21 protein-coding genes are annotated in these 18,605 nt (G+C 52.5%); 7 read left to right on the forward strand and 14 right to left on the reverse strand.

What is annotated here, in order from left to right; all coding sequences use genetic code 11:
• Positions 1-86: 86 nt before the first annotated feature.
• The 8 genes from M467_RS23875 to M467_RS23910 form a co-directional block, all read right to left on the reverse strand.
• On the reverse strand, positions 87-1,634 hold the full coding sequence (locus M467_RS23875) for a long-chain-fatty-acid--CoA ligase (RefSeq protein WP_021066699.1): 1,548 nt from the start codon (positions 1,632-1,634) through the stop codon (positions 87-89).
• Between the two features lie 103 nt (positions 1,635-1,737).
• A complete protein-coding gene (locus M467_RS23880; protein WP_021066700.1) occupies positions 1,738-2,211 on the reverse strand; it encodes a PTS sugar transporter subunit IIA in 474 nt (157 codons plus the stop codon).
• Positions 2,212-2,368: 157 nt separating this feature from the next.
• Positions 2,369-3,358, reverse strand: a complete 990-nt coding sequence (locus tag M467_RS23885; RefSeq protein WP_021066701.1) for a lipoate--protein ligase — start codon at positions 3,356-3,358, stop codon at positions 2,369-2,371.
• 68 nt (positions 3,359-3,426) lie between these two features.
• Positions 3,427-4,314 carry a Cof-type HAD-IIB family hydrolase gene (locus M467_RS23890; protein ID WP_235045178.1) on the reverse strand — a complete coding sequence of 296 codons (888 nt, stop codon included), beginning with the start codon at positions 4,312-4,314 and terminating at the stop codon, positions 3,427-3,429.
• Positions 4,315-4,403: 89 nt separating this feature from the next.
• Positions 4,404-5,789, reverse strand: a complete 1,386-nt coding sequence (gene hemG, locus M467_RS23895; protein WP_031200093.1) for a protoporphyrinogen oxidase — start codon at positions 5,787-5,789, stop codon at positions 4,404-4,406.
• A complete protein-coding gene (hemH, locus tag M467_RS23900) occupies positions 5,782-6,711 on the reverse strand; it encodes a ferrochelatase (RefSeq protein ID WP_021066704.1) in 930 nt (309 codons plus the stop codon). Before hemH ends, hemG begins: the two co-directional genes overlap by 8 nt.
• The gene (hemE, locus tag M467_RS23905; RefSeq protein ID WP_021066705.1) at positions 6,708-7,757 is read right to left on the reverse strand and encodes a uroporphyrinogen decarboxylase; all 1,050 of its coding nucleotides are present in this window, start codon (positions 7,755-7,757) and stop codon (positions 6,708-6,710) included. The genes hemH and hemE overlap by 4 nt, the downstream gene beginning before the upstream one ends.
• Before the next feature lie 116 nt (positions 7,758-7,873).
• Positions 7,874-8,179 carry a MerR family transcriptional regulator gene (locus tag M467_RS23910; RefSeq protein WP_021066706.1) on the reverse strand — a complete coding sequence of 102 codons (306 nt, stop codon included), beginning with the start codon at positions 8,177-8,179 and terminating at the stop codon, positions 7,874-7,876.
• A 129-nt stretch (positions 8,180-8,308) separates the two neighbouring features.
• Between M467_RS23910 and M467_RS23915 the strand changes: the two genes are divergently transcribed.
• Entirely contained in the window at positions 8,309-9,607 is a 1,299-nt protein-coding gene (locus tag M467_RS23915) for an ammonium transporter (RefSeq protein ID WP_021066707.1), read from the forward strand.
• A gap of 39 nt (positions 9,608-9,646) precedes the next feature.
• Here M467_RS23915 and M467_RS23920 read toward each other — a convergent pair whose 3' ends face one another.
• Together M467_RS23920 and M467_RS23925 are read right to left on the reverse strand one after the other, a co-directional pair.
• Positions 9,647-10,777 carry an ABC transporter permease gene (locus M467_RS23920; protein ID WP_021066708.1) on the reverse strand — a complete coding sequence of 377 codons (1,131 nt, stop codon included), beginning with the start codon at positions 10,775-10,777 and terminating at the stop codon, positions 9,647-9,649.
• Positions 10,774-11,511, reverse strand: a complete 738-nt coding sequence (locus M467_RS23925; protein ID WP_021066709.1) for an ABC transporter ATP-binding protein — start codon at positions 11,509-11,511, stop codon at positions 10,774-10,776. The genes M467_RS23920 and M467_RS23925 overlap by 4 nt, the downstream gene beginning before the upstream one ends.
• A gap of 167 nt (positions 11,512-11,678) precedes the next feature.
• Between M467_RS23925 and M467_RS23930 the strand changes: the two genes are divergently transcribed.
• Positions 11,679-11,933 carry a GlsB/YeaQ/YmgE family stress response membrane protein gene (locus M467_RS23930; protein WP_021066710.1) on the forward strand — a complete coding sequence of 85 codons (255 nt, stop codon included), beginning with the start codon at positions 11,679-11,681 and terminating at the stop codon, positions 11,931-11,933.
• Between the two features lie 47 nt (positions 11,934-11,980).
• On the opposite strand, the gene M467_RS23935 is transcribed toward M467_RS23930, so the two are convergent.
• Positions 11,981-13,030, reverse strand: a complete 1,050-nt coding sequence (locus tag M467_RS23935; protein WP_021066711.1) for a hypothetical protein — start codon at positions 13,028-13,030, stop codon at positions 11,981-11,983.
• 132 nt (positions 13,031-13,162) lie between these two features.
• On the opposite strand from M467_RS23935, the gene M467_RS23940 reads away from it, so the two are divergent.
• Positions 13,163-13,591: an HIT family protein gene (locus tag M467_RS23940; protein WP_021066712.1), complete on the forward strand. Its 429-nt coding sequence runs from the start codon at positions 13,163-13,165 to the stop codon at positions 13,589-13,591.
• Positions 13,592-13,645: 54 nt separating this feature from the next.
• Here M467_RS23940 and M467_RS23945 read toward each other — a convergent pair whose 3' ends face one another.
• Positions 13,646-13,975 (reverse strand): hypothetical protein, encoded by a 330-nt coding sequence (locus M467_RS23945; RefSeq protein ID WP_235045179.1) that lies wholly within the window; start codon positions 13,973-13,975, stop codon positions 13,646-13,648.
• 174 nt (positions 13,976-14,149) lie between these two features.
• Between M467_RS23945 and M467_RS23950 the strand changes: the two genes are divergently transcribed.
• Both M467_RS23950 and M467_RS23955 read left to right on the forward strand, forming a co-directional pair.
• Positions 14,150-14,506, forward strand: coding sequence for a hypothetical protein (locus M467_RS23950; protein ID WP_021066714.1), 357 nt, complete (start codon positions 14,150-14,152; stop codon positions 14,504-14,506).
• 59 nt (positions 14,507-14,565) lie between these two features.
• Positions 14,566-15,129, forward strand: a complete 564-nt coding sequence (locus tag M467_RS23955; protein WP_021066715.1) for an HTH-type transcriptional regulator Hpr — start codon at positions 14,566-14,568, stop codon at positions 15,127-15,129.
• On the opposite strand, the gene M467_RS23960 is transcribed toward M467_RS23955, so the two are convergent.
• Positions 15,113-15,451 (reverse strand): DUF1878 family protein, encoded by a 339-nt coding sequence (locus M467_RS23960; protein ID WP_021066716.1) that lies wholly within the window; start codon positions 15,449-15,451, stop codon positions 15,113-15,115. The two genes, M467_RS23955 and M467_RS23960, sit on opposite strands and share 17 nt — an antisense overlap.
• A gap of 151 nt (positions 15,452-15,602) precedes the next feature.
• On the opposite strand from M467_RS23960, the gene M467_RS23965 reads away from it, so the two are divergent.
• Entirely contained in the window at positions 15,603-16,604 is a 1,002-nt protein-coding gene (locus M467_RS23965) for a peptidylprolyl isomerase (protein ID WP_021066717.1), read from the forward strand.
• Positions 16,605-16,641: 37 nt separating this feature from the next.
• Here the strand turns inward: M467_RS23965 and M467_RS23970 are convergent, their stop codons facing one another.
• Complete coding sequence (locus tag M467_RS23970; RefSeq protein ID WP_052013676.1) at positions 16,642-17,514, reverse strand: HD domain-containing protein; 873 nt, start codon at positions 17,512-17,514, stop codon at positions 16,642-16,644.
• 172 nt (positions 17,515-17,686) lie between these two features.
• On the opposite strand from M467_RS23970, the gene M467_RS23975 reads away from it, so the two are divergent.
• Positions 17,687-18,598 (forward strand): magnesium transporter CorA family protein, encoded by a 912-nt coding sequence (locus M467_RS23975; protein WP_021066719.1) that lies wholly within the window; start codon positions 17,687-17,689, stop codon positions 18,596-18,598.
• Positions 18,599-18,605 lie beyond the last annotated feature (7 nt).

Below are 18,605 nucleotides of genomic sequence, written 5' to 3' on the forward strand. Positions count from 1 at the left end.
CTCACCACCAATATACCCCTACCCGGTAACGGTGTCAAATCTTTTGAACAAAAAAGGACGACTGATTTCGTCGTCCTTCTCTCCCGTCAATTACGTTGGAATTGCTCGCTCTTCAAGACGGTCCGTAAAATCTTCCCGGTCGTGTTCCGCGGTAGCTCCTCGATGATCTCGATGTGCGTCGGCTGTTTGTACTTCGCCAGTTTCGTCGCCGCGAACGCTCGAATCTCGTCGAGCGTCACCTGTTCGTCTCGCGTGACGATGAACGCTTTGACCGCTTCCCCTTGTTCGGCATCCGGTACCCCGATGACGGCTGCTTCGACGATGCCCGGATGTTGATAGAGCACTTCTTCGACTTCGCGCGGATAGACGTTATAGCCACCGACGATAACCATGTCCTTCTTCCGGTCGACGATATAAAAGTAACCGTCTTTGTCACGTTTCGCCAAGTCGCCCGTATAGAGCCACCCGTCGCGAAGCGTCATCGACGTCTCTTCCGGTAATTTATAATAGCCTTTCATCACGTTCGGTCCACGGACGATCAGTTCACCGACCTCGTCGACCCCGACCTCTTCACCTAGTTCGTCGACGACCTTGTTCTCGACGTGGACAATTGACGGACCGATCGATCCGGCTTTCCGTTCGCCGTGGAGCGGATTGAAACACGTGACCGGTGACGCCTCGGACAGACCGTATCCTTCAAGAATCTTACACTCGAACTTTTGCTCGAACGATTCGAGCAACTGTACTGGCAGACTCGCTCCACCGGATACGAAGACGCGGACGTGCTTGAGCGCCGAGGCGTATGCTGGAACTTTCATCGCCGTCTGCAACAGGAAGTTGTACATCGTCGGGACACCGGCAAAAATGCTGACGCGATGTTTTGGGACGAGGTCGAACACGTCCTGCGGTGAGAATTTTGGCAAGATGACAATCGTCGCCCCGCGCAAGAGCGGTGCGTTGACGATGACCGTCAAACAGAAGACGTGGAACATCGGCAAGGCGGCGAGCGCTTTGTCTTCCGGCGTGATCTCCAAATACTCCCCGATCGAATGGGCGTTCGAGAACAAGTTGAGATGTGTCAACAAGGCGCCTTTCGGTTTCCCGGTCGTCCCGCTCGTATACAGGATGACAGCGACCTCGTCCTCATCGACTTCGACCACTTCAACTTTCGTCGTCGCGAACGCCTCGCTGAACGGTAAGAACTCGATGTCTCCATCCCGCTTCAACGCCGGTACGTCTGCATACGTGACCGAGATGACGAGTCGGAGTTGCGGTAAGTTCGTGAGTGCGGCTTCCGCTTGCACGACGAGCGTCGACAACGCGACAATCGCTTTCACGTCGCCATCGAGCAAGATGTAGGCCATCTCGTCCGGTGTGTATGTAGGGTTGATCGGAATGACGACCCCACCTCGGGCGAGCACCGCGAAATACGAAATCAAGAACGCGGGGCTGTTGCCGAGGACGAGCGCGACGTGGTCGCCTTGACCGATGCCTTTTTGCTCGAGCGTCGCCGCCATCGCCTCGACTTGTCCATAGAACTGTCCGTAGCTGACCGTGTCTTCCCCAAACACGTAGGCCGCCTTATTCGGATGCGCGGCCACAACGCCTTGTAGTGCCGTGACTAAGTTTGCCATGATAATCCCCCTTTGAAAATGAATGACTATTCACTTTTGAGCCGTAAAAAAGAGCACGGCAGCCGCGCTCTTTTTCAGTTATCTTCATTGTACATGAAACGCCTCAATAAGAAAACGCTTTCAAGTCCATCGTCTGCAAATGATACAATCCGGTCCGGCTCTGTACGTGCACGAGCGCCTGTAACGTCTCATCGTCCATGAGCAAGTCGTCCATCAACTTATGGAGCGCCGACTGTTTCGCTTCCGTCGTCGCCGTGATGAAGAAAATCGCTTCGGCCCGAATACTCTCTCCCGCAATCGTCTGCATCACAAACGGTTGATTGAGATGCAACAAGGTGATGCCGTCTTGTTTTGAGACGTGAATCGGTACATCGACGACAGCGACCGGTACGGCGACATCGGTAACGCCCGACGGGATCGTCCGCTCTTGCTCCGTCACGACGCGCGTGAACGTGTCATTGACGATACCTCGACCTTCGAGTTCAAGGCCAATCGCTTGGACGGCGAGATCAAATGTCGGTTGCTCCGTCACCCACATCAAATTCGTGTCCATCCATTCAGTGATAAATCGATACATATCGTTTCCTCCCATTGGTTGACTCCATCTCACGAAAGCGCTTGCACTGATTATGATACGCCTCGCCGGAACGACACGCAACGGTCCAGACAACCTGTCACGAAAACGCCAAAAAGAAGGACCTCTGTAGGGAGGCCCTTCTGCATGAAAACCCGCTTCAGCTAATGAGATCGACGAGTTCTTCGAGCTCGACGTTGCCGAAGTAATGTTTGACGTCAAGCTGTGACAATTGTTCCCGAATCGCGCCGCGTTCGAACCGCGTTCCGACGAGGGCTTGTTCGACGTCATGGATATCCCCGACACCGAAGAAGTCCCCATAGATTTTCGCTTCCGTGATTGTACCCTTGTTAACGTTCAAGCGGACGTCAATCGTACCAATCGGGAATCGACGTTTCGACTCGACATCAAACTTCGGCGATTTCCCGAAGTTCCAGTCCCAGTTCGCATAGCGCTCTTTCGAGATATCCTGAACAATTTCCCAGTCCTCATCGCGAAGCACGTAACGTTCTGGTTCCTGTCCGTCATAAATCGAATGGAGCAGCGCCTCGACAAAGTGCTCCATCGCCATCTCTTCTTCTAAGAACTCCGTGATGTTGGCGACACGGCTACGGACCGACTTGATGCCTTTTGAACGCATCTTCTCTTCCGAGACGTTGAGCGAGTTGACGACTTCCTCGATGTTCGAGTTGAACATGAGTGTTCCGTGGCTGAACATACGGCCGCGCGTCGTGAACTGAGCGTTACCGCTGATTTTCCGTTCGCCGACTTGGATATCGTTACGTCCCGTCAACTCCGCCTCGACGCCGAGCTGCTTCAAGGCGTCGACAATCGGTTGCGTGAACTTCTTATAGTTGTTGAACGAGTTGCCGTCATCTTTTGTGATGAAGCTGAAGTTCAAGTTGCCCTCATCATGATAGACAGCACCGCCGCCCGACAAACGACGGACGACGTCGATGCCGTTCTCTTCGATATACTTCAAGTTAACTTCTTCTGATGTGTTCTGGTTCTTGCCGATGATGATCGACGGGCCGTTAATATAGAACAAGAAATAATCCTCATGCTCGACGTTCAAATGTTTGAGGATATACTCCTCGACCGCCAAGTTGAGTTTCGGGTCCCGGATATCCGGGTTGAAAATAAATTTCACAGTAGGTTCCTCCTAAGGATAATCGTTAATTGTATTATACGAGACGGCGGCCCGGCGCTACAACTTGTTTACTTCCATTCCCCGTTCATGACGCGCTTCAATGCGTTCGCGACGCCGTATTCGTCATGACGCTCTGTGACGTGGTGGCTAATGGCAATCAAGTCTTCGTGACTATTGCCCATCGCGATTGCTTTACCGGCCACCTCAAACATCGGGACATCGTTCAAGTTGTCCCCGATGACGACGACTTCCGATAAATCGACGCCGAAATGCTCGGCCAATTTTTTGACGCCGTGCCCTTTATCAGCCCCGTTCGCCATGACTTCGATATTGTCATTGCCTGAAGACGTGACGTAAACGCCTTCCACGCGCTCATCGATTTCCGTCCATAGTGAGGACATCTTCTCGAAATGACTCGAAAAGGCGATGAATTTATAGACGCGTCCGGCCTCATTCTTGATGAAATCCTCGATGTCTTCGACGAGACGGACGTCCTCGTTGACGTAATAACGTTTTTGGAAGAACTCATACATCTCGAGCGACCGCTCATCGCCGTTCTGCTTCAAGTTCTCCATCGTCGCATCGATCAAATCGAGTCGGCTCGCGACGAGGCCCGCCTCTGAATACATTTCATAGAAGACGTCCGAATATTTGTGGTCTTGATGCAACACCGACACGACCTCGAGCGCTTCTTCCGTCGTCAAATCGATTTCATGCAACACGTCACCCGTTTCCGTCAGCACGCGGCCGCCGTTCGAAGAGACGATCGGGCACGTGAGACCGACCTCGTCGAGAATCTCTTTCGCATTGAAGTAATTGCGTCCCGTCGCAATCGCAAAGCGAATCCCTTGTGCTTCTGCCGCACGGACGATTTCTGCCGTCTCGGGCGCAATTTTCGTGTGGTTGTGCAGGATTGTGCCATCCATATCGGATACGAACAATTTATACGTTGTCATCAACATCCACTCCTCTTTTTCTGTTTCGCTTATAACTATAACAAAAAGAGAGGCCACCGGAATAATCCGACACCTCCCTTCACGAATCTTTAACCTTCTTCTGCGAGCACTTTGATTTGTTCATGGACGCTCTTGATGCAGTCTGGCATGCCGATCCCGTCGTAGGCGATGCCTGCGAGCAAGATGCCTGGATAGACGCGGCCCATCTCGGCGCGCAACGCGCGGACCCGGTCCGAATGGAAGACGGCGTAAGGTGGCAACCCGTCCCGGAGCCGGCTGACGACCGTCTCGAGCGGTGCTGCTTTAATCGTCATCAAGCCGCCAAGGTCACGTAACGCCGTCGCGACAATCTCCTCATCGGACGCATCGACGATTTCATCGGCGCCCGGACGTCCGAGAAAGACGCGCAGGACGTGATACCCTTCCGGCACGGCGTGCGGCCATTTTTGGTCGATGAACGTGCACGCCGTAATCGTCACATCCGCCTCTTGGCTCGTGACGAAGCCCGTCCCGACGAACGGTAGCTCGATATCGTCTTCTTTGAATACGAGCGAACACGTCGCCGTCGCGTGCGGTTTCATATCCGCGAGAAAATTACTGTCGACTTTCGGTAAGAACTGACGGATGAGCCGGGGCGGGACCGTCAAGATGAGGTGATCGGACTCGATATCGCCTCGATTCGTCAGCAGGCGATAGCCGCCTTCAATCTCCTCGACTTGTTCGACCGAACAGTTCAAGATGATTTCGGTGCGCTCTAGCCGCTCGGCAAGACGATCAGTGAGCGACTTCAATCCTCGTTTGAGTGAAGCGAACTGTCCAACTTTCTTGGCGCCGACTTCCGCGACCCGTTGTTCAGGGCGCAAGTGACGCATCCCTTCATACAAGTTCCCATGTTTCTTCTCGCCTTCGATAAACTGTGGGAACGTCGACAAGGCGCTCATTTGATCGATGTCTCCCGCGTAAATCCCGGAAAGAAGCGGTTCGATCAGCCGGTCGACGATCGGGTCCCCGACCCGTTCACGCAAGTACAAGCCAAGGGAGACGTCCGTTTCCGGTGCTTCGACGTCCGGTGGCGATAAGAGCATCGCCCGGAGTGCGGCATGTTCTTCGTCCGATAAGAGTGTCGTGTCCTTGAACGCATCGACGTCGAGCGGGATGCCCATGACCGTCTGTTTCGGAATCGGATGCAGCCCGTCATGATGGAGCACGTACGCTTGACCGACCCCGTTTCGGACGATTTCATCACCGAGACCGACGTCATGAATCAAATCCGTCATCGCTGTCTTGCGGAACACGTACGAGTCGGGCCCTCGTTCGACCGCAAATTCCCCCGTTTCAAACGTATCGATTTTTCCGCCTAACCGTCCGCTCGTCTCGACGAGCTTGATCGTGACGTCGTTCGGTAAATAACGCTCGGCATAAAAAGCGGCGGTGAGACCTGTGATCCCACCACCGACAATCGTTACATTACGCATGATGTACAATCACGCTTTCCATGCGATCGGCGATGGCTTCAATGAAGCTCCGCTCCGCGTTTGGCATGTTAGGACGCGCGTAGTGAACGCCGAGGCGGTCACAGACGACTTTACATTCCACGTCGTTATCGAAGAGCACCTCGAGGTGATCCGCGACAAATCCGACCGGCGTGTAAACGAACGCTTCATAGCCATGCTTTTCATAAAGTTCAGCCGTCAAATCTTGGACGTCCGGCCCAATCCACGGGTCAGGCGTGTTGCCTTCCGACTGCCAACCGACCTCATAGTTCGGTACGCCCGCCGCTTGGGCGATTTTGTCAGCCGTTTCTTTCAATTGATCCGGATACGGGTCGCCACCTGCCAAAATCTTCTCTGGCAGACTGTGCGCCGAGACAATCAAGCAAGCCTTCTCAGCCGGCACCGGCAAGTTCGCGAACGTCGTTTTGATGGCTTCCGCCCACCAATTGATGAATTTCGGCTCATCGTACCACGATTCGACCGAACGGATCTCGATGCCGTATTTCGCGGCTTCTTCATGCGCCCGTCCGTTGTACGACTTGACGCTGTATGACGAGTAGTGCGGGGCCAATACGACCGAGACCGCTTCTTTGATGCCGTCGTTCGCCATTTGCGCGACCGCGTCTTCTACGAACGGTTCGATGTGCTTGAGCCCGATATAGAGCTTGAAGTCGATTTCGCCCACGTGGCGCTCGTTCAAGATGTCACGGAGCGTCTCCGCTTGATCGATTGTGATTTTCGCGAGCGGCGACACGCCACCGATGGCCTCATAGCGCTCCGTCAAGTCTTGGAGTGCTTCCGGTGAAGGCTTGCGGCCATAACGAATGTGCGTATAGTAACGCTCGATATCTTCAGGTTTGTACGGTGTCCCATAAGCCATTACGAGTAATCCGACGGTTTTCATAATGATTTGCCTCCCATTTTTTCACGTGAGTAGTCATGGATAAATGCTGTCAATTTGACGAGCACAGACGGATCGACTTCCGGGAACACCCCATGTCCCAAGTTGAAGACGTATCCAGGTTGTTTCATCCCCTCATCGAGGATTTCTTTCACTTTCGCTTCGATGATCGGCCACGGAGCCAGCAAGAATGACGGGTCAAGGTTACCTTGGACTGCTTTCGTGATGCCGCGGTCGCGCGCTTCTTGAATCGACAGACGCCAGTCGAGTCCGACGACGTCGAGCGGCTGGTCTTGCCACTCTTCGACGAGATGGCTCGCTCCAACACCGTGCATGATGAGCGGAATGTCGAGCTTGCGCAACTCGGTGAAGATCCGTTCTGTCGTTGGTTTAATATAACGAACATAATCTTTGCGGCTGAGCGTCCCGACCCATGAGTCGAACAACTGGAACGCTTGGATGCCGGCCTCCGCCTGCGCCGTTGCATACGTGATGACCATGTCGCCAAGCTTCTCCATAAGTGCGTTCCATACGTCCGGCTCAGCGTACATGAGCGCTTTCGTCCGATGGTAACTCTTCGATGGTCCGCCTTCAATCATATAACTCGCGAGTGTGAACGGCGCACCCGAGAAGCCGATGAGTGGGACTTCCAAACGTTCCCGAAGCAAACGGATCGTCTCGAACACGTACGAGATGTCGTCCGTGTTAAGCGGTTTTAAGCGTTCCACGTCTTCCATCGTCCGGTATGGGTTATCAATGACCGGACCGATGCCGCTCTTGATTTCCACATCCACGCCCATCGACGGGAGTGGCGTCATAATATCTTTATACAGAATGGCCGCGTCGACTCCTAGTTGTTTTACCGGGAGCTCTGTCACGTAGGCACACAATTCGGCATCATGCGTGATTTCGAATAATGTCCTCGTTTTTTTGATCTCACGATATTCTGGTTGGTAGCGTCCGGCTTGGCGCATGTACCAGACGGGCACATAGTCTGTCGCCTCTCCTTTAAACGCCTTCAAAATAGTATCGTTCATACGTCGCGTCATTCCCCTCTATAATTCTCCTACACTCTTCTTCTATAGGTATGTGAACTCAAAAACATTATACAGAAATTAATTAGAATAATGCTAATGTGAAGCATTTTCATTGTGTTTTCTTTGTGTCATTTCTTTGGCGGATACGTGCGGAATGCCGAATTGAGCTGACCACGAATCAAATCGTCACGCTGTTTCGTCGACAAACGCTTCTCGCGATCTTTAATGTCTTGAATCCGCCAGCCGTCTTCAAGCTTCGAGGCCACATCAATTAATCGTTCCACATCATGGAAAGAATATTTACGTGAACCGCCTTTTGTCCGTTCTGGAAAGACGAGCCCTTTTGACTCATAATAGCGGACTTGTCGCTCCGAAAGTCCCGTCAGTTCAGTAATGACGCCCATTCCAATTACTTTCTTCGACTTATAGTCCATCGCTCGTCCTCCTCCATCACAAAAAAACTATGTCAGATAATCTGACAAATTGCAATCCAAGTCGAATTTTTCGTCTTACACTGAAAACAACTTTTGAATCACCAATCGAAAAAAAGGAGGAATCGCAACATGGAAGACATCTTATATTATATGGACACGCTGTTCGTACTCATCGCCGCTTTGCTCGTCTTGACGATGCAACTTGGATTTGGGTTGCTCGAGACGGGGACGCTCCGGGCTAAAAACGCCGGGCACGTCGCAGTCAAACAAATCATCAGCCTCTCTGTGGCGGCACTCGCCTTTTGGGCTGTCGGCTTCGGCCTCTCATTCGGGGACGGGACCCGCTGGTTCGGGACGGAAGGATTCTTCATGAACGGATCGTTCACGAGCCTCGATTGGGCCAACGTCTCAATCGACATCAAATTCTTGTTCCAGTTGTCATTCGTCGCCGTAGCGCTCGCCATCGCCTGGGGCGGGTTCGCAGAACGGGCTAAACTGTCTGCATACGTCTTGTTCGGCGTCTTCTTCGTCGCCATCCTGTATCCAATCGTCGCCCGCTCTGTATGGGCTGGTGGACTTCTCGGGACGATGGGCATGCAAGACTTCGCCGGTTCGGCTGTCGTCCACCTTCAAGGCGGAATGGCTGCCCTTATGGCCACCATCATCTTAAAACCACGTCGTAAAACGGAATCACTCGCCGGTCATAACCACGTCTTGACGGTCGTCGGTGGACTCGTGCTCTGGCTCTGCTGGTTCGGTTTCAATGCCGGATCGACGATGTCGGTCGCGGACGGCTTCTTCGGTTACGTCGCTCTTACGACGATGCTCGCCACGGCTGCCGGCGCTCTCGGCGCTCTCGCCATCGTCATGATTCACAAGAAAACGGCCGACATCCCGACAATCGTCAACGGTGTCCTCGGGGCACTCGTCGCCATCACCGCTGCCTGCGCCTTCGTCGAACCTTGGGCCGCCATCGTCATCGGTGCCCTCGCTTCGATTGCCACGTACGGTACGAGCATCCTCATGGCGAAATATATCGACGATCCGCTCTGCGCCTTCTCGGTGCACGGTGTCGCGGGAATCATCGGGACACTCGCGCTCGGATTCTTCGCCTCGCCTCGCTTGGTCGAGATCACAGGAATCGGTTCGGCCGGCCTCTTCTACGGCGGCGGCTTGACTCAACTCGGTGTGCAAGCACTCGGCGTCTTGATTGCGATGGTCATCGCCGGTGGCGGTAGCTACGCCTTCTTGAAACTCCTCGACGTCACGATCGGTCTTCGTGTCACGGAAGAACAAGAAGATATCGGCCTCGACATCGCCGAGCACGGTGTATCCGCATACGGTGAAGTCGAGACAGAACCTGAAACTCCGGCACGTCTCCCGAAAATTCTCGGGTCGAGCGTATCGGTCATGTCACCAAAAAAATAACGACAACAGTCAGGGACACCCAATGCGGGTGTCCCTGTTTCATGTCAATCGACTCAAGTAGTATCGGACGACCAGGTACGCGAGTCCGAGACCGACGAGCGCGTCCCACGTCGCCCCAAACAATAGCGAGGCAACGCCGAGGGCGAGCAGTTGCGCGAACAACAGCCGCGTCGCCCACCATTTATAGGCGACGAGCCGCTCGGTACGTGTGATTGGCAACCACGACGCCATCGACACGGTGTCGAGCCGTTTAAATAATGGCACGAGCTGGAGCGCCGTCAACCCAACGAAAAGCGGGACGACCAACCCGACATACCATCCACCCGAGAGCCACATGACAACGAGCGCGACGGCGGAAAGACGCAACACGAGATCGAGCGAATCGTTCGACCGCATGACCCGGAGCCCGTACACGTATCGGGCGGCATCGGCCTGTTTCAACACCGACCGCTCGAGCAGGCTCACGATGAACGACCGTTCCCGCACGTCTTCCCGCATCGTCGGCACATCGACGAACCAACTGACGACCCGGTTGAACTGGGCTTTGCTCTTTTCTTCGAGCGTGAGCCAGTCAAGCAGCGGGATGCGCCGATTCCGTCGCACGTGGAGCAGGACAAACGGGACGAGTGCGGGCACTGGCGTCAACAACGGCACACTGAACAGCATGAGGAAGCCGCTGGCGAGTGCGCTCGGCAAGACGACGTATTTAATCCCCTCCAACTTGGCGAGACGACCCGCGGCTGAAATGAGTACACTCGTGGCGAGGATGGCTCCGACTTCGACCGACGTGAGCGCTTGTGTCCGGACGAGCAGCGGCAACACGACAAGCATGACGAGGATGGCGCGGACGGCGGCAAAGACGACATTGAACAGGCGGATGCCTGTCATGAACGCTTGAATCTCACCGAGACGCGGCAATAGGAAGACTTGATCCGCTTCTTGAATCAACGTTCGGGGACGATGGCCGAGCGGAAGGAGCAACCAAATCAGCGCCACGATCCATTCACTCGGAAACGCCGGATCCAAATCCATTAAAAACTGGTTATACACGAACGCCCCGTAGATGAGCGTGAAATAAAGCGTGAACAATAAACCGCCGTTCGCGACGTAGCGGCTGTATTTCACGACGTCTTCCACCCAGACGCCAAATCGTTGTTTGAATACGTTCATCGTTTCCGCTCCTCGGCCTCGATCGCCTCGACGTAGATGTCATCGAGCGTGGCGTCCGGACGTAGACCGTATGTCTCGCGCAACTGCGCGGCCGTCCCGGTCGCGATGACCGACCCTTGGTGCAAGAAGACGAAACGGTCGCAGTGGCGCTCGGCCGTCTCTAAAATATGTGTCGACATCAAGATGGCGCAGTCTTCCTTATACTCGTCAAACAATCGCAGCAGTTGACGGATCGCGAGCGGGTCGAGTCCGACGAACGGTTCATCGACGATCAAGAGCGGCGACTTCGTCACGAGCGCACAGAGAATCATCGCTTTTTGGCGCATCCCTTTCGAGAAGACGGACGGGAACCAGTCCAGTTGCTTCTCCATCCGCATATCTCGGGCCAGGCGCTCGGTCCGGCTCGTCAAATCCGATGGATCGATGTCATACGCTTTCCCGATCAACGTCAAATGCTCACGCAACGTCAGCGTGTCATATAAGATAGGGGTCTCGGGTATATAACTTATTTTCTTACGATAATTCTTTTCTGACGAGTTGAGTGTCTGGCTATCGACTTCGACCGATCCTGAAATCGGATCAAGCAATCCTAAAATATGTTTGATCGTCGTCGATTTCCCCGCTCCGTTTAGCCCTATCAGCCCAACGAGCTCCCCTTTTTTTACATCAAACGAAATATCGTGCAACACTTGTTTACCTATATAACCGCCATTCAAATGGTCGACGTGCAACATGAAAACTCCACCCCTCATTTTCAACTTTTTTTTGTGATATATGTTTTAAAAGCTGTCACATGGGAATAATCTGAACTGTAAGGCATTTTAAAACTTATTCATTACTTCCATTGTTCCATAAAATTGTTAGTGAGAACAATGGACAAAACAGAAAGGAGAATGTTTTTATGGGTTGGATTATCACTTTAATCGTCGGGGGTATTATCGGTTGGTTAGCAGGTCTTATTTTAGGTAAGGATGTACCAGGTGGCGTCATCGGGAACATCATTGCTGGTATCATCGGTGCTTGGCTCGGTGGCCTCATCTTCGGAGACTTCGGTCCTGCAGTTGGCGGCATCGCGATTATCCCAGCACTTCTCGGTGCGATTATCTTGATCTTGATCGTATCGTTCGTTATGAAATCAATGAACCGTAAACGTTAATCTACGGCTCACGCAAAAGGGACCCTCGCCGAGGGTCCCTTTTTTTGTCATGTCAAAATGAGATAGATGGCTTCATCCCGCTCGATGAACCGTTTCTCGCTCTGTAAGCGCAAGAACGTGAAAATCGACTCGAGCAACGTCCGGTCGTAGCTCCATTCGAGGCCGAGGTCCGTCTCGACTTTTTCATTCGGTTCGCCCAAGAGCGCGAGCAGGTCGTCGGGCCGCTTCTGTAAATCGATATCAATGCGATCGATCCGGCCGTCAACAAACCGTAGTTCCATCCCATCATAGCGCCAGACGTCGCCCCGTTCCATCGGTTCGCCAATCTCGTCGACGACTGTCTGTTCCCGTTTGTTCATGAGCGCCTCAAGCGTCTCAATCGAATGACCGGTTTGCGCCTCGACCTCGATTTCAATCAATTCGGCCCGCTCGAGGTCGAATTGTCCGGCCACCGTCTCGTCCTGGTCCGGCAATAACCCAAACGCCAGTTGCGCATCTTCCGTCAACGTCACGGCCTCGGTTTCGGTCACCGTTTCTCCATCGACGACGGCGACGGCTTTGACGTCGTAGCGGCCCGGCATGCGAACAATCTCAATCGTCGTGCCGGCCTCATCAATCCGTCCCGCCTGCACCCCGTCTATCCAAATATTCGTCAGCGGAACGTCTGCAGACGTCCGCAACGTCTTTGGCAACAACTCAATCCGATAATCCGCAAAGCCGAACCGCCCTTCGCCCGTATCAACGAGCCGGAACAACCCGTCCGTCTCCATGCCTTGTGCCCGATCGGACCGATCCTGTGCCACTTCCGAGATGGCCTCGCCGCGAATCGACTTTTCTTCATTCAACCAACCCATGAACCGGAGTGCTTCGGCTCGCGTGAGCGGTTCCGCTTCATATTCGACGTTCTCCTGGAAGAAGCGGACGTCTTCGGTCAACAAGGCGTCCTTGAAGCGGACGTGAATCTTGTCGTTGGCGGCAGCCGGTTTATATCCCCATTGATAGAACGCACCGACCGCGAGGCCAATCCCGAGCGTCACGAGCAGCCCGAGGTAAATGTTTCGTCGCCGTGACTGTTTTTTCGATCGTACATACGCCATCCGTTCCCTTCCTCTCTCTACTTACTATTGATTTCAGTGTAGGGTGAATTGTCTGTCCGGACAATCGTTCTTCCGCCTGAATTTCCATGTTATGATGAGATGGATTAGTCATTCATGAATGGAGGAGTCAGCATGCACACTGAGGACAACTGTATCTTTTGTAAAATCGTCAACAACGACATCCCGTCGTATAAGGTATACGAGGATGACGCCGTCGTCGCGTTCCTCGATATCTCTCAAGTCACGAAAGGGCATACGCTCGTCATTCCGAAACATCATGCCCGTAACATCTATGAATTGCCGACCGATGTGGCCCGTGACGTCTTCCAAGCCGTTCCTGCCGTCGCGAACGCGATTCAGCGTGAAACAGGTGCCATCGGGATGAACGTGTTGTCTAACGCCGAAGCGATTGCCGGACAGACCGTCTATCACTTCCACATCCACCTCTTGCCGCGCTACGGCGAGGCGGACGGATTTGGTGCCAAGTGGGAAACGCATCAAGACGCGTACTCATCTGACGACATGCAGGCGATCGCTGCCGGTATCAAAGCAAACCTGTAACGAACAAATGGACCGCCGCCTGTTGAGCGACCGGTCCATTTTTTGTCTTGCGCCTCATGACGAGTTGATTGAATCGAGATGGCGTTTCCGCTCTTCCTCGATTTGGGCACGCTCGACTTGTAATTTAATCGCCTGCTCGTATAACTGTTGCCGCGATTTGACAGATTCCGCTTGTTCGAATTCTTTTCTTAACAAATTTAGACGGGCGTCTATTTCAATCAGTCGCTTTTCAAGCAAAGTTTGTTTCCGCGTCTGTTCATTATGTTCCGACGCTTCATATCCCGCCTCGAGTGCTTCCATTATTGTCTGTGCCCAAGGGTCATCTCCCAGTCGCTTGGCCGCGTTATACAGGTCTAACATGTCATCAACCCAACGCTTTTGCATATTCACTGGAGGTCACCTTCCTTTACCTACAGTTTAAAATAAAATGATTTTTCGGTCAAAATTGAATGTTCTGAAAAATTTTATTTAAGATATAGGTTTTTAATCTCTCTTTTTTGGTAAAATAATATGAAAAGAATGTATTCTAGTATCAGCGTGCTCGAGGAGGGGAATGTATTGTCGAATCACAATCGTCGCGATTGGGTTGCTTTCGGCTTTGTCGTAGCGTTTCTAGGAGCTGTGACCGTGAAAAAACTCGCCCGTGGAACGGCGAATGACGCGGCGGCCAATCAACACCGAGCGTCTACAATCACTACGTTGAAAGAACAATTCCAAAAAGTCGCTAAAGATGCGTCGCAAGTTGCGGCGGCAGGTAAGTTACAAGGAAAAGAATTGACAGATCAAGTGAAAGCCGAAGTCGAACGCTATCAACAAGACATTCAGCCTTCAATCGAGCGGATCCAAGGAAACCTAAACGAGCTTTCGAACGTACAGTCAGATGCGACCGAAGCGAAAGCGGAAAAGGCCAACTGACCGGTCTGTCGTCATCGCCCGTCGTTTTAGTCACATTGTATCGGAAAGGATGGATCGACATGGAACACGAAAAAGAATTCACTGGCCCTGAGGCCATGCTCTATAGTCATAAAATCATTCAGCTTAGTAAGGCACTGTGGAAGACGGTCGAGAAAGACTGGCAAAATTGGATTAAACCGTTCGATTTGAACATAAACGAGCACCATATTTTATGGATCGCTCACGCCCTCGGCGGCGCTTCGATCTCAGAGATCGCCAAATATGGGGTCATGCACGTATCGACGGCGTTCAACTTCTCGAAGAAGTTAGAAGACCGCGGTTTGCTCACGTTCTCGAAAAAGGAGACGGACAAACGAAATACGTACGTCCAATTGACGCCTGAAGGTGAAGCGCTCTTGCTCGAGACGATTCATGCGTTCGATCCGGAAGAGAACGGCGTCTTCCGCGCCTCGCTCCCGCTCCAAGAATTGTACGGGAAATTCCCGGACTTGACGGACATCACCGCAATCGTTCGCCGCTTGTATGGCGACAACTTCATGGACATCTTTGCAGAAACGTCGAAGATGATCACGGAAGAAGCCGGACGTCGCCCTGAGGACGACGAGATCAGTAAAGAAGCTTGACCTGCCGATACAGCGGTTCCGTGACGTCTAGCGCCATCCCTTGGCGCACACACGCCGCGAGAATCGTCTCGGCCTCTAAATGGGGATGAAGCATCCCGACGAAATGAACGAGCAAAGGCTCCACGGACGACAGCCCGTAGCGCATTTGCTCGTTTTGTCGTTCTCGGATATCATCCAACAACGCGAAAAACGCAACGACTTCTTGCCGTGTCAGATTTGCCTTGAGCACCTCATGTTCAAAGGGCCGCTCCGACCAATCGACCGCCCCGAGCAACAGTTCCATTTGAAACGATAATTGATTGATTTTCTCTTCTAACGACACGTTCTCCACCCCATCATTTCACATTCTCTTTCATCATTATACGACACGTTTCTGTGCTATGATACTACACAGGCAAGAGAACAGCTGTTATCATTAACAAAATGTGTTATAGTCGGATTTAGAAACTTATAGATTTATAGGGGTGGAATATATGTCAAACGGAATGACGAATGAACCGAACAAACAGAATAAGAAGTTTTCAACAGGCGCCCTCGTCGGCGCATCAGCGATTGCACTTCTCATCGGTGTCGGCGGCACGTACGCGGCGACAAGCGGCGGGTCTTCTGACAACTCTACAGTTGTTTCATTTGAAGGCGGCGAAGTGACGCGCGGCGAAATCGCCGACATGAGCTACGACCGCATGGTCCCACAACTTGCGTTCCAAGAAACGATGAACGAATTGCTTGAAAAAGAGTACGGCGATAAAGTCGAGCAAGAAAAAGTCGACGAAGAGTTCAGCAAGACCGAAGAACAGTTCAACTCGAAAGAAGAGTTTGAGCAAGCGATTCAACAAGCCGGCATGACGAACACGGACGAGTTCAAAGAAGCGCTCCGCGGTCAAATGCTCGTCGATGCTGCGAAATCAGAACTCGTTGAAGTCACAGACGAAGATATCGAAGCACAGTTCGCGAAAGAAAACGTCGAAGTCAAGGCGAGCCATATCCTTGTCGAGACAGAAGAAGAAGCCCAAGCGATTATTAAAGAATTGAACGACGGTGGCGACTTCGCTGACATCGCGAAAGAAAAATCGACAGACACAGGTTCTGGTGAAAAAGGTGGCGACCTCGGTTACTTCTCAGCCGGCGCCATGGTCCCTGAATTTGAAGAGTACGCGTTCCAAGAAGACGTCGTTGGCAAAGTTTCTGACCCGGTTCAGTCACAGTTCGGCTTCCACGTCATCAAAGTCATGGACCGTAAAGAAAAAGACCTTAAACTCGAAGACGAGAAAGATCGCATCCGTGAAGCATTGGCGACTGAAAAAGCCGCTTCTGTCGACGCGAATAAGATCTATGCTGAGTTGATCGAGAAATATAACGTCGATGTGAAAGATGCGAAAGCATCGACACAGTTCGATGCTGTGAAAGACGCTCTTAAAGCGGAAGAAGAAGGTACAGAAGAAGCTCCAGCCGAGGAATCGACAGAGCAGCAATAAACAAAAGACGTCCCGCGGGACGTCTTTTTATATGCCTTCATAACTTTGGTTTATAGAACGCCCGGTTATCGAGCGCCATGACCCGTTCTGTGAACGTACCAGGTTCGACCCCTTCGAACGCCTTATCGAACATGTTCATCCGGGCGTCGATGTTGTCGATGAAGAAGAGCATCTCGGCTTCAGGGAGCTGCGGCGCGTTCGCCGATCCCCATTCCGGTTTCCCGTGATGGCTGAGGACGAGGTGTTGGAGCAACGTCACGACTTCACGGTCGGTGCCGAGCTCTCGGGCCACGACTTCGATTTCAGATGCCATGAGCGACAAGTGACCGAGCAGCTTGCCTTCGAGCGTATACTCCGGTGTGATCGCGTCCGATAACTCGATCACTTTCGCCAAGTCGTGGAGCACGACGCCCGAGACGAGCAAGTCCCGATTCAATTGCGGATAGAGGTCGCACATCGTGTCAGCCAGCTTCAGCATCGACAGGACGTGGAAGGCGAGTCCCGAATAGACCGCATGGTGATGGCGCACCGCTGCCGGATACGTGAAGTACGCTTCCTCGTTCCGGTCGACGAGCGCCGTCACGAGTTGTTTCATCCCTACGTGCTCCATCGCCTCGATATAGCCGCGAATCCCCGTCTCGAGTTCTGACTTCGGCACTGGGGCCGAGCGCACGTATGGCGCGATGTCCGTCTCACCTTCGATGATGGAGATTTGTTTCAACTTCAACTGGGTCCGGCCACGGTAGTCCATCACTTCCCCGGAAGCATGGACAATCTTTTTCGTCGCATATTTTTCCGTATCGGCACTGTCCCATACTTTCGTCTCAATCTCCCCGCTCTCGTCGCATAGGATGAGCGTCAAATATGGTTTGCCGTTTCCGGCGAGTCCTCGATACGATTGTTTAATCATCACATATTGGTTCAACGTGTCGCCCACTTTGAGCTGACCGATTTTAGTAGTCGTCAAAAAAAGCACCTCTCTTCTTGTCAGTACCTACATCTTAACGAAAGTTCAGGTCAGATGCCAACTTTCTAAGAAAAGCGGGAATACTTGAGAGAGAAGCATATTGGGGGAATGGAAGATGAATTGGAATTGGTATACACGACCAGAAGAAATCGTACATGTCGACAATCACTATGAGGAAGCGTACACGTATTGGCTCGAACAATTGACGACGGCGAAAGTGACAAAAATCATCGTCGAACGCGATTATATGTACGGATCGCTCACGCTCGATTATGAACAGTTGGAACGCGAACCACAAAAAATCGGGCACTATTTCGTGACCCGAGATTTCCTGTGGACAATCGGGTTTGATGAGCTGTATTGCGAGACGGTGGCCGCGAAGCAGTATGACTCGCCAATCGAGGCGTTCTATGACCTGCTCTCTGAAAAAATGGACTATTATTTTCATGGCATCGATGAGTATGAAGAACGCTTGATGATGACCCAGCGCGAGATGAGCGGCCAAGTCCCGCCTGAATTTATGAATGAGATTTTCGGACTCCGCAACGAGATTGAACGATGGTCCGACACCGTCGTTCCATATCGTGAACTGCTTATGGCCGGACGTGAGGCGTTCCTCGATGTCGACTTAGATGAATTGAACGCCTATCGCCTTGCCACGTATCGGGTCGACCGGCTCTTGACGCTGATTGAACATTACCAAGAGGATGTCATCGCGTTAACCGACCTCGCCTCGACGCTGTCGAACTTTCGCGGCAACGAGATTATGAAGGCGTTGACCGTCTTCACGGCTTTGACGACACCAGTCGTCGCCTTCGGTGCCATCTGGGGAATGAACTTCAAAGCGATGCCTGAACTGAAATGGCCGCTCGGTTACCTGTTCGCCTGGGTGATGATTATGCTCTTCACAGGCTTGGTCTATGCGTGGTTGAAACGGAAGAATTGGATCGGTTCGCTCTTACAGTTCCCGAATCAAGTCCACAATCAAAAACGTCTAGAAAAACAACGGAAAAAGAGAAAACAGTAAAAAAACG

This window comes from Exiguobacterium chiriqhucha RW-2 (assembly GCF_000416965.1).
Lineage (GTDB): Bacteria > Bacillota > Bacilli > Exiguobacteriales > Exiguobacteriaceae > Exiguobacterium > Exiguobacterium chiriqhucha.